This is a genomic window from Pseudomonas sp. VEM90, from assembly GCF_054611535.1.
Map to the genome: position 1 here is coordinate 415,190 of NZ_JBTRAR010000001.1, position 9,542 is coordinate 424,731.

Here is a 9,542-nt window from a genome sequence, read left to right on the forward strand (position 1 = left end):
CCGCATGGATGGCGCGGGAGATTCGCATGTCCGCAGAGAAAGAACTGATAGTCGCTCCTCCGCAGGAAACAGCCCTGGCGGTGTATAGCGCTGAAAAGGGCCTTGAGCCTTGGCTGCAGCAGATCCGCGTCAAGATCGACGAGTTCTTGGCAGTTGTGCCGGACCTGAAAACGGTCAAAGGCCGCAAAGAAATCGCGTCGATGGCCTATGAGGTTGCACGCACCAAGACGGCAATCGAAAACAAGGGCAAGGAGCTGTCTGCCGAGCAGAAGAAGGTGCCAGCCCGCATCGATGCTGAGCGCAAGCGGGTTTGGGACATTCTTGAATCCTGGCAGAAGGAGGTGCGCAAACCTCTGGATGACTGGCAGGCCGCCGAGGATGCGCGGATCGACCGCCACAACGACGCAATCAACCGTATGAAGGACCTGGCCGCCGAGCTGGGCACCTTGGATGCCGAGCAGCTGCAGGCGCGCCTCAGCGAGCTCTCCGCGTTCCAGTTGGGCGAAGCGTGGGAGGAATTCGAGGCTGAGGCAGCTCGGACCAAAGAGGCTTCGCTGAATGCAGTGCAGGCCGCCCTGGTCGCCCGCCAGAAGTACGACGCCGAACAGGCCGAACTGGCCCGCCTGCGCCGCGAAGCAGAAGAGCGCGCCGAGCAAGACCGAATCCGGCTCGCACAGGAGGCTGCCGTCGAGGCCGAACGCCAGCGCGTCGCCCAGCAGCAACAAGCAGAGCGCGAAGCGGCAGCACGCCGCGAGCAGGAACTGCTTGACCAGGCTGCCGCACAAGAGCGCGAAGCCGAGAACCAGCGTCTTCAGCTCAAGTTGCAGGCCGAGCAAGCCGAGCGGGCCCGCATTCAGGCCGAGGCCGACCGCGTTGCCACCGAGCAACGGATGGAGCAGGAGCGCCAAGACGCCGCGCGCCGGCAAGAGGAAGCAGCAGAGCAGGCCCGCCAGGAAGAACGTCGCCGGGCCGATGCCGCGGCTGCCGAGATTCTGCGCCAGCAAGAGGCTCGCGAAGCCGACAAGGCGCACCGGGCCAGCATAAACCGCGCCGCCCTGGAGGCCTTCATTGCCGAGGGCATGCCAGAAGCCTGCGCCAAGCAAGCGGTCACCCTGATCGCCCAGCGCAAGATCCCGAACATCGCCATTTCCTACTGAGGTTGCCATGAGCCAAGCAGTAGCCATCATCTCGCAGGACATTTACGCGCAGCGGAACCAGTTCGCCAATGTGCTGACTGACCGCTCGCTGAACTTCGAGCGCGAGGCCGAATTCGCCATCCAGGTGATCACCTCGAGCGAGTACTCCACCAAGGTGGCCATGCAGAACCGGCAGTCGGTGGCCAATGCGATCACCAACATCGCCGCCATCGGCATCAGCCTGAACCCGGCCAAGAAACAGGCCTACCTGGTCCCGCGAGACGGCCGCATCTGCTTGGACATCAGCTACATCGGATTGATGGACCTGGCTATGTCGACTGGCGCCATCCGCTGGGCTCAGGCCGAACTGGTCTACGCCGCAGACGCTTTCAGCCTGAATGGCTTCGACAAGCCGCCAACCCATTCCTACAACCCGTTCGCCAAGGATCGCGGCGAGGTGATCGGCGTCTATGTGGTGGTTAAGACCGCCGACGGCGACTACCTGACCGAGACCATGAGCATCGAGGATGTGAACGCCATCCGTGACAGGTCAAGCGCCTGGAAGGCCTGGGTCAGCAAGAACAAATCCTGCCCATGGGTCACCGACCCGGGCGAGATGGCCAAGAAGACCGTGGTGAAGCGCGGTTACAAGTACTGGCCGAAGACTGAGCGCCTGGAGCAGGCGATTCACCACTTGAACACGGACGGGGGCGAGGGTCTGGCCAGCCTGGCTGGCTCTGCACCAACCGACCCCGAGATGGTGAACAACTGGATTGCACTGGCACAGAAGGCCGGCAGCCTGGAAGCATTGACCGATGTGTACCAGCAGGCAACCGCAGCCATGAAACAGGCAAAGGATGCGACCGGCCATGCCCGCTTCAAGGCCGAGGTCACCAAGCGCGCCGACGCCATCAAGGCAGAAGCGGCGCCAATCGAAGGCGAATCTGAGGAGGTGTTAGATGGAGCAGCGTAGCGCTGAATGGTTCGCGGCACGCCTTGGCTGCGTCACCGCGAGTCGAGTGAAGGATGTGATGGCCAGCGGCCGGGGCGGCGCACCATCTGCCACCCGCAAAAACTACATGATGGAGCTTCTGTGCGAGCGCCTCACCGGCCAGTCTGGCGGCGCCGACCTTTCCCGCAATGCTGCCGTGCAGCGCGGCGTCGAGCTTGAACCGTTTGCCTGCATGGCCTACGAGGCCGACAAAGGCCTGATGGTGGTCGAAACCGGGCTGGTCATGCACCCGACAATTTCTGGCTTTGGTGCGTCACCGGATGGCCTGGTAGGCGACGATGGCGTGCTGGAGATCAAGTGCCCAAACACTGCGACCCACATAGCCACCATGCAGTCTGAGCGCCACGACCCACAGTACGAGTGGCAGATGCTGGCCCAGATGGCCTGTACCGGCAGGGCCTGGGCAGACTTCGTCAGCTACGACGACCGCCTGCCAGAGCCGCTTCAGTACGTGTGCCACCGCTTCGAGCGCGACTTCAAGCGCATCCGCGAGATGGAGTCAGAGATCAAGGCGTTTCTGGAAGAGCTCAGCGACCTGGAGAAGGAGATGCGCGAGCGAATGAAGGAGGCAGCATGAACCCATCAATCGACCTAGAGGCCGCAAAAGCGGCCTTCCTTGCCTCTGGAGGCAGCATCATTGTGCTCGACGGTTTTCAGTACGTTCCGCACCGGCCGCACCGCGACATTGAGCAGGTGCGCGCCGTGCAGCCGAAGCCGCTTGGAGTGAAAGCTCAGAAGCGTCAGCAGCAGCTGGCCGAACTGCGCGAACTGGCCAAGACCATGACCTACGCCCAAGCTATGGAGCGAACCGGTCTGGCACAAACCACGCTGTACCGCGCCGCCCAGGACGGAGGGTTTGCGTTCCAGCCCGACCCTCGCCGTTTCCGTGGCGAAAAGAACAGGGCCTATGCAGACCCCGCCGAGGACAAAGCTCTTGCCACCAAGATCGCCGAGCTTCGTGATGCAGGCCTAAACCGAGCCCAGGCCAAGGCCAAGCTGGGCATCTCTGACCGCAAATTCTGCCGGGTCATCCACCTATTCGGCGTCGAATACCCGAAGGTTGAGGGGAAGCGATGCGACGGGCCAGTTTGAAAAATCAGGTCCGCCAGCGCCGCCGGCAAGACCAGTTCCACCTGCCGCCCAGCGGCCTCACGGAGCACAGACATGCAGAAAGCACCCTCTGGAGTGGTAACCCTACCGGCCTGGATGAATCGGCCGGTGAAGAAGCTGTACAACACCCGCAGCGGCGGCCATTACCGGCCTGATGATGTGGCCATGGCCTTCGCGCTGAGCCTGCGCTTCCACGACAGCGCCGACCACCTGCGCAGGCTTGCTCGGCGCCTGGTCGACAAAGTCTGCCTGGAGCACCAGCCAAACATGAAGCGCCTGGCCCGCGAGCCGGACGACGCCAAGGTGTTCGACGCAGCGCTGAAGATCATCAACCGGGTGTGCGACCTGCTCGACATCGGGCCGGGCGCCACCTTCGTGCGCAATGGAGGCGATGATGGCTCTGACGCCGAAGCAGCGTGATCAACGCAGGCGAGAGAAGCAGGAGCGTCTGGGCGAGCAAGATTTGCGTTTGAAGGTGACAACCACCCATGCCAGCCAGCTTGCTGAGCTGATGTCCTGGGATGAGATCGAAGAAAGCGGCGAAGCGCTTACCCTGCTGATCTACAACGCCCACAAGCTTGGTCGCGCGAAGTTCCCGTTTTTCGCCGCCGGCGCCCACCTCGAAATTGAAAGCGATCAGCACTTCAAGGCAGATCGAACTGAAATCAGACTCATGGCAAGGCGCGGCACCACCCAGCAGCTCGATGAAATGGGCGAGTGGATCAATGCCACCGACCGAAGCTTCATCGTCCGCCTGCTGATAGAGCGCGCCCATGCACTAGGGCCGATTCAGGCCCTAACGCTGCTCTCTTTGCCGCCGCGCCACAAATTTGAAGTCAGCAGTTCCGTGGCGCGCACCCTGTACGAGTGGCGCATGCAACGCCAACTGCGAGCGAAAGAAATACCGCTGGAAGACGACCCAGACGACAAAGGCTTGCTGCTGCTCGGCAGCGTTTAACAAGCCATGCTTGGAGAAAGCCATGAGCGATAACCAGACGCCGATGGGCCGCATGGACCACGGAAAAACAGCGTGCGGACGCATCGTCATGAGCCGCTGGGATCAGCCTGAGCGGTCGGATAACGAGGCTGACCGCCGTAGATTCATCAGGGGCGTGCATCGAAGCGGGTTCATCCACTCCACGCAGGTTCGATATGAAGGCGACCAGATGCCTGACTGGGTTGGCCAGAGCCATTGCCAGGACCTCAACTGCAGGTGCCAGGAGTTCCTGAATCGAGCCTGACCCTCCCGCGCTACCCGCCAGCGCCTTCCCCTATTCAACGATAACGCCTCCCCGGCGAGGGCGGCGCCTGCACGCAAGGACCACATGATGGCCGAATACAACATCGTCAGCATGAGCGGCGGTAAAGACAGCACGGCCACCCTTCTGGTCGCCCGCGAGCTGGAGGTGCCGAACCTCAGCGCTGTTTTCGCAGACACTGGGCACGAACACCCGGCCACCTATGACTACGTGCAGTACCTGGCCGAAGCCGTTGGCGTGCCGATACGCTGGGTCAAAGCCGACTTTGCCAGGCAGATCGCCGGGAAACGCAAGTTCATCGAGACGAAGTGGCGCGAGAAGGAAGTGCCCGAGTCAGTGGTACTGGCCGCCTTGGAGGTACTGCATCCAACCGGCAACCCCTTCCTCGACATGTGCCTCTGGAAGGGCCGCTTCCCCAGCACCAAGGCGCGCTTCTGCACTGATGAGCTGAAGCGAAACCCGATCATCGAAGACGTGTTCCTGCCGCTGATGACCGGCGAGAACTTGGTGCTGTCTTGGCAGGGCGTGCGAGCTGATGAGTCGCTAAGCAGGAGATACCTGCCTGAGTGCGATGAGGTCGGCGGCGGCCTGTTCAACTACCGCCCCATTCTGAAATGGCCGGTGGAAGCAGTATTCGAGGCGCACCGTGCAGCCGGCATCAAGCCAAATCCGCTTTATCTACAGGGCTGCAATCGAGTCGGCTGCATGCCCTGCATCATGTGCGCGAAGGATGAGCTGCGCGAGATTGCCACTAGGTGGCCGGAGGAAGTGTCCAGAGTGCGGGAATGGGAGCGCTTGGTGAGCATCGCCAGCAAGCGCGGTGCCGCCACGTTTTTCGCCACCGTCACCGACCCCACCGTCCGATCCGACGACAAGGTCAGCGCCGAAACCCATGGCATTGACCGCATGGTGGACTGGGCGAACACATCACGCGGCGGGCGCCAGTTCGACATGGTCGACCTGTTAGCGCGCACCGACAGCAAACAGAAATGCTCTTCGGCCTATGGCCTCTGCGAATAACCACACTCCAACGACACTTTCAGGCCGCCCAGGCGGATGCGCTGCCGGCAATTCATTTTCCTACACCCTGCCCTTATAAACTTCTGAGCGGTGGTGGCTCAGGTAGCTTCGCTGCTCCAGTGTGAAGCTGCCGACATTCAAGCTAGATGTCAGCCCCCAGGCAGACACGATTTCCTTAGCAGCGTCGGCAACCAACAAATCCCCGTTGTCCTGGAAAGTTATCCAGCCACGGTCGAAAAGCTTGTCCACGTGAGGGGCCAACATCAAACCATTGCTCCCATCCAATCGCTCTGCATTCGAGCAATCCTTCCAAGGCTTGATGTGGCTAGCGATCAGGAAGCGCTTATCGGAAACTCCGGTCAGACGGCACGACTTCTCAAGGTCCAGCACCTGAAGGCGGAATGTTCCCTGGCCGACACGCGAGCGGACCAACTGCTCCCGCTCAGTAGAAGCCAGTTCCTGATTCAACTGGATTTCACGTTCGGCTTCGTCCGCTCTCACCTGGTCTTCCAGCTCATGAACCCGCTCGATAATGGCGCTCCCAGCACTATTGGATAGGCGGAGAACAAAAGAGCCAAGTTCGGGCGAGATACTAGCGAGGTAACATCCCTGATTGCCGTTGCCATTAGCTTGTAAAGGGGAGTTTTTCGCGGGTAAGAGGCTTGTGATAGCAGTAATGTGGTCCTTAGGTGAAACAGCCTTGTCCAACACGGTCCACTCGATAGGAACTAGCCATCCCGTATCCGACCAGTTCAGACCGGCTTGACCAAAATCTTCCGGCTTCGCCTGTTCGGTATAAACTGAAGTCGCAACACCGATCGCCCGAATCTGACCTCCAGCGTAGGAGATAACTACGTCACCGGCCCTAACCAACGTCAGGTTGATGTAGGTCTGGTTTCGAGCGCCATTTTTATTTTTTGTGGGTGACCAGATATAACCCCCTTCAAGTTCGGCTTGGTAAGTCTGCTTATGGTTGACCCACCAAAAGCGCGAAGTTTCTTGCTCGGGTGAATGCCGCTCGAAAACTACAACCTCTGCACTCAGGTCCAGGGACTTACGTTCCCAGCCAGCTTCGATCCAAAGATGGGCCCAGGTATGTGAATCATCAGTCCTTGAATTTGCCCACCAAGCGTTGTGATTTCTCGCGACCGGTGGCAGCCCGCCCACTAGCTCATCAATTTGAGCGAAGGTCAACACAACGGAGTTAACAGTCTGGGACCGAAGAAAATCGGCCAGGGGCATGTACTTACTCACCGGTCACCTCTGAGCGCAAAAACAGTAATCATATTGCCATCATGCACTAGCAGCAATCCTTCCATTCATACAGACCCGCCTCTCCACTCATTGCCACGATATAGCTCGAGGTATCCCCATGCCCACAGAAAACCGATCCAGCAACACAGAAATGGTCAGCGTGCCCGAAGGGTTCATGCTGGTTGAGCGCAGCATCTGGACAGAGCAGCAGGTCGAGGCCGCTACAGCGTGCATCACGCGCCTGAAGGGCGTGCACGGCATGCGCGACCGCGACTTGGCTATGGCTGCCATAGACGCCGCCCAGTGCAAAGCGCCCGATATCTCCCTGGCCGATGTACTTCCAGCCCCGCAGCCCCACCCCGAGCCTATAGCCTGGATGGTTGGTACTGCCTTCTGGTGGACCAATGAAGAGGCAGAGAGGGATGCGGCGGCGACTGGACTGCCTATTGTCCCCATTGGGCCGTTGGTATCCATCCCCGACGAGTACTGCCTGATGCCCAAGCGGCTCACGGCGGAGAACGGCGCCAAGGCACTGCTGCTCGGTGAGTTCAAGCTGGAGGTCACCCAGGAATGCCCGGAATGTCGCGAACTGGATGAGCCGGTGGAAGGCTGCGAGATATGCGATGGCGAGGGTGAGTACGGCCAGCGCCACACGCTCCCATGGGACATGATCAAGTTCATCTACAGCACGGCCGTGAAGGGCCTTACGTTCAAACCGAGCGCAGCCCTAGAGCGCCAGCCATGAAAATCCACTGGGCAGCCCACATCGACTACGACCACGACGGCAACGACGACGAGCACTTCTCAGCCTGCGGCGTTGGCCGTGGCCACCGTGACGGCGAAGAGTGGGAGTCGGACAGGTTCAAGTCCGAAGTCACCTGCAAGACCTGCCTGAAGGTCATAGCCAAGCAAGAGAACATCTGTACTCCACCGCTGTAACCCCTCTCCCCTCTATTCACTGCCGCGATATGGCGGCCAAGGAACGACTGTGCCTGTAGAAAAAACTGCTCTCGACTCCATCGATCTGGACGCCCTGCATGTCGCCGCCAAGGCCGCTGCCGAGGATGTGATCCGCTCCCACGGCTGGAAGGGAATGGTCGAAGACGCCGACCTGCTGGGAACCGATGAGCGTTACCTGGTTCTGGCTGACCCAGCCGTGGTTGCCGGGCTCATCACGGAAATCAAGGCCCTTCGGCGAGCTCTGGGCGGCATGCTGTTCGCCTTCGACGACGGCGTAGGCGAGGACTGGTCGCAAAGCGTGCTCGACTTCGCCCGTCAGGTCACCCCAGCAGTCGAGTTCAAGCCATGACCCGCCTCGCCCTCTGCCTCCTGCTGCTGGCCACCGGCGCCAGCGCCACCGAGAACGTCATCGACGTGCAGCACGACAGCCAGCGCGGCGTCACCTGCTACCTGCTCAACGGGGTCGGCATCAGCTGCATCCCCGACAGCCAGCTGCAGGCCGGCAACGAACGCCAGCTCTCCCCGCACGAAACCCAACCCGAACCTACACCCGCTCTGGCGCCTGGGCGCTGGATTGATGAGAGGTATGAGCTGTGAGCCAATCGAACGTAACCAGCGCCGAGCGCGCAGTGCTTCTAACCGACGACCGCGCCAACCGCGTCTACATCGCAGGCCCTATGACTGGGCTGCCTGATTTCAACTTTCCGGCATTTCACGCCATGGCGACGGCGATGCGCGCCGAAGGGTGGCACGTTGAAAACCCCGCCGAGCACGGCCACGTTGAAGGCGCTGAGTGGGAGGACTACCTGCGGTTCGATATCGGACGCCTGTCGACCTGCGAGGCTATGATGCTTCTGCCCGGCTGGTCGCGGTCACGTGGCGCTCGCCTGGAGGTGCACATTGCCAAGGAGATCGGCATGCGCATGCTTCTTGCCGATGGTGCTGAGCCGGTCGGCATTCAGGAGGCAGCATGATCGCCCTCGCCTACATGGCCTACCTGATCTACCGGGGGCCGCGATGAGCGAAGTCGGTCTGTACCACGGCGAGTGCTTGGAGGTGATGAAGTCGATCCCGGATGCCAGCGTCGACATGGTGCTGGCTGACCTGCCCTACGGGACTACGCAATGCGCTTGGGACGTGGTGATCCCTTTCGCCCCTCTGTGGGAGCAGTACTTGAGAATCGCCAAGCCCGAAGCAGCCATCGTTCTCTGCGCGGCTCAGCCGTTCAGTTCGCTGGTGGTGGCCAGCAACCCGCGGGATTACCGCTACGAGTGGATTTGGGAAAAAGGCAACGCAACCGGCTTCCTCAACGCCAAGAAGCAGCCACTGCGGGCCCATGAAAGCGCCCAGGTCTTCTACCGGCGACAGCCTGTGTACAACCCACAGATGACCAGCGGCCACGAGCGGCGCACAGCCAAGCGCAAGACGGTCAACTCGGAGTGCTACGGCAAGGCCCTGTCGCTCACCGAGTACGACTCCACGGACAGGTACCCGCGCTCGGTGCAGTTCTTCTCGAGCGATAAGCAGACCGCCAGCTTCCATCCGACTCAAAAGCCAGTCAGCTGGATGCGGTTCCTGATCGCTACCTACACCAACCCCGGGCAGGTAGTACTCGATAACACGATGGGCAGCGGCACGACCGGCGTCGCCTGCATCCAGCTGGGCCGGCGCTTCATCGGCATCGAGCAGGACGAGGCGCACTTCGGTACCGCCCAGCAGCGCATTGCCGATGCCATCACCATCCGCGATACCCCGGCGGCGCAGATCGACCTGTTCGAAGCGCGCGCCTGA

15 protein-coding genes are annotated in these 9,542 nt (G+C 61.0%); 14 read left to right on the forward strand and 1 reads right to left on the reverse strand.

What is annotated here, in order from left to right; all coding sequences use genetic code 11:
- The first annotated feature begins 26 nt into the window (after positions 1–26).
- From ACYCCG_RS02095 to ACYCCG_RS02130, 8 genes are all read left to right on the forward strand, one after another.
- On the forward strand, positions 27–1,157 hold the full coding sequence (locus ACYCCG_RS02095; RefSeq protein ID WP_459669289.1) for a hypothetical protein: 1,131 nt from the start codon (positions 27–29) through the stop codon (positions 1,155–1,157).
- Between the two features lie 7 nt (positions 1,158–1,164).
- Positions 1,165–2,109, forward strand: coding sequence for a recombinase RecT (locus ACYCCG_RS02100; protein ID WP_459669290.1), 945 nt, complete (start codon positions 1,165–1,167; stop codon positions 2,107–2,109).
- Positions 2,096–2,725 (forward strand): lambda exonuclease family protein, encoded by a 630-nt coding sequence (locus ACYCCG_RS02105; protein ID WP_318076146.1) that lies wholly within the window; start codon positions 2,096–2,098, stop codon positions 2,723–2,725. Before ACYCCG_RS02100 ends, ACYCCG_RS02105 begins: the two co-directional genes overlap by 14 nt.
- Positions 2,722–3,240 carry a hypothetical protein gene (locus tag ACYCCG_RS02110; RefSeq protein ID WP_459669291.1) on the forward strand — a complete coding sequence of 173 codons (519 nt, stop codon included), beginning with the start codon at positions 2,722–2,724 and terminating at the stop codon, positions 3,238–3,240. The genes ACYCCG_RS02105 and ACYCCG_RS02110 overlap by 4 nt, the downstream gene beginning before the upstream one ends.
- Positions 3,241–3,312: 72 nt before the next feature.
- Complete coding sequence (locus ACYCCG_RS02115; RefSeq protein ID WP_459669292.1) at positions 3,313–3,678, forward strand: DUF7740 domain-containing protein; 366 nt, start codon at positions 3,313–3,315, stop codon at positions 3,676–3,678.
- Positions 3,653–4,216: a hypothetical protein gene (locus ACYCCG_RS02120; RefSeq protein WP_459669293.1), complete on the forward strand. Its 564-nt coding sequence runs from the start codon at positions 3,653–3,655 to the stop codon at positions 4,214–4,216. Before ACYCCG_RS02115 ends, ACYCCG_RS02120 begins: the two co-directional genes overlap by 26 nt.
- Before the next feature lie 22 nt (positions 4,217–4,238).
- Positions 4,239–4,499, forward strand: coding sequence for a hypothetical protein (locus ACYCCG_RS02125; RefSeq protein ID WP_459669294.1), 261 nt, complete (start codon positions 4,239–4,241; stop codon positions 4,497–4,499).
- Positions 4,500–4,586: 87 nt separating this feature from the next.
- Positions 4,587–5,537 (forward strand): phosphoadenosine phosphosulfate reductase domain-containing protein, encoded by a 951-nt coding sequence (locus tag ACYCCG_RS02130; RefSeq protein WP_459669295.1) that lies wholly within the window; start codon positions 4,587–4,589, stop codon positions 5,535–5,537.
- A gap of 60 nt (positions 5,538–5,597) precedes the next feature.
- Here ACYCCG_RS02130 and ACYCCG_RS02135 read toward each other — a convergent pair whose 3' ends face one another.
- Positions 5,598–6,779 (reverse strand): HNH endonuclease, encoded by a 1,182-nt coding sequence (locus ACYCCG_RS02135; protein ID WP_179052950.1) that lies wholly within the window; start codon positions 6,777–6,779, stop codon positions 5,598–5,600.
- 130 nt (positions 6,780–6,909) lie between these two features.
- Between ACYCCG_RS02135 and ACYCCG_RS02140 the strand changes: the two genes are divergently transcribed.
- From ACYCCG_RS02140 to ACYCCG_RS02165, 6 genes are read left to right on the forward strand one after another with little or no spacing between them, the layout of a single operon-like run.
- Complete coding sequence (locus tag ACYCCG_RS02140) at positions 6,910–7,536, forward strand: hypothetical protein (RefSeq protein ID WP_459669296.1); 627 nt, start codon at positions 6,910–6,912, stop codon at positions 7,534–7,536.
- Positions 7,533–7,730 carry a hypothetical protein gene (locus tag ACYCCG_RS02145; RefSeq protein ID WP_459669297.1) on the forward strand — a complete coding sequence of 66 codons (198 nt, stop codon included), beginning with the start codon at positions 7,533–7,535 and terminating at the stop codon, positions 7,728–7,730. Before ACYCCG_RS02140 ends, ACYCCG_RS02145 begins: the two co-directional genes overlap by 4 nt.
- Before the next feature lie 49 nt (positions 7,731–7,779).
- Entirely contained in the window at positions 7,780–8,100 is a 321-nt protein-coding gene (locus tag ACYCCG_RS02150) for a hypothetical protein (RefSeq protein WP_459669298.1), read from the forward strand.
- The gene (locus tag ACYCCG_RS02155) at positions 8,097–8,348 is read left to right on the forward strand and encodes a hypothetical protein (RefSeq protein WP_023379810.1); all 252 of its coding nucleotides are present in this window, start codon (positions 8,097–8,099) and stop codon (positions 8,346–8,348) included. Before ACYCCG_RS02150 ends, ACYCCG_RS02155 begins: the two co-directional genes overlap by 4 nt.
- A complete protein-coding gene (locus ACYCCG_RS02160) occupies positions 8,345–8,725 on the forward strand; it encodes a DUF4406 domain-containing protein (RefSeq protein ID WP_459669300.1) in 381 nt (126 codons plus the stop codon). The genes ACYCCG_RS02155 and ACYCCG_RS02160 overlap by 4 nt, the downstream gene beginning before the upstream one ends.
- A gap of 43 nt (positions 8,726–8,768) precedes the next feature.
- Complete coding sequence (locus tag ACYCCG_RS02165; RefSeq protein WP_459669301.1) at positions 8,769–9,542, forward strand: DNA-methyltransferase; 774 nt, start codon at positions 8,769–8,771, stop codon at positions 9,540–9,542.

Coding starts and splice junctions, on each gene's coding strand:
- ACYCCG_RS02095 (WP_459669289.1), top strand. CDS start 27: ATGTCCGCAGAGAAAGAACTGATAGTCGCTCCTCCGCAGGAAACAGCC.
- ACYCCG_RS02100 (WP_459669290.1), top strand. CDS start 1,165: ATGAGCCAAGCAGTAGCCATCATCTCGCAGGACATTTACGCGCAGCGG.
- ACYCCG_RS02105 (WP_318076146.1), top strand. CDS start 2,096: ATGGAGCAGCGTAGCGCTGAATGGTTCGCGGCACGCCTTGGCTGCGTC.
- ACYCCG_RS02110 (WP_459669291.1), top strand. CDS start 2,722: ATGAACCCATCAATCGACCTAGAGGCCGCAAAAGCGGCCTTCCTTGCC.
- ACYCCG_RS02115 (WP_459669292.1), top strand. CDS start 3,313: ATGCAGAAAGCACCCTCTGGAGTGGTAACCCTACCGGCCTGGATGAAT.
- ACYCCG_RS02120 (WP_459669293.1), top strand. CDS start 3,653: ATGGCTCTGACGCCGAAGCAGCGTGATCAACGCAGGCGAGAGAAGCAG.
- ACYCCG_RS02125 (WP_459669294.1), top strand. CDS start 4,239: ATGAGCGATAACCAGACGCCGATGGGCCGCATGGACCACGGAAAAACA.
- ACYCCG_RS02130 (WP_459669295.1), top strand. CDS start 4,587: ATGGCCGAATACAACATCGTCAGCATGAGCGGCGGTAAAGACAGCACG.
- ACYCCG_RS02135 (WP_179052950.1), bottom strand. CDS start 6,779: ATGCCCCTGGCCGATTTTCTTCGGTCCCAGACTGTTAACTCCGTTGTG.
- ACYCCG_RS02140 (WP_459669296.1), top strand. CDS start 6,910: ATGCCCACAGAAAACCGATCCAGCAACACAGAAATGGTCAGCGTGCCC.
- ACYCCG_RS02145 (WP_459669297.1), top strand. CDS start 7,533: ATGAAAATCCACTGGGCAGCCCACATCGACTACGACCACGACGGCAAC.
- ACYCCG_RS02155 (WP_023379810.1), top strand. CDS start 8,097: ATGACCCGCCTCGCCCTCTGCCTCCTGCTGCTGGCCACCGGCGCCAGC.
- ACYCCG_RS02165 (WP_459669301.1), top strand. CDS start 8,769: ATGAGCGAAGTCGGTCTGTACCACGGCGAGTGCTTGGAGGTGATGAAG.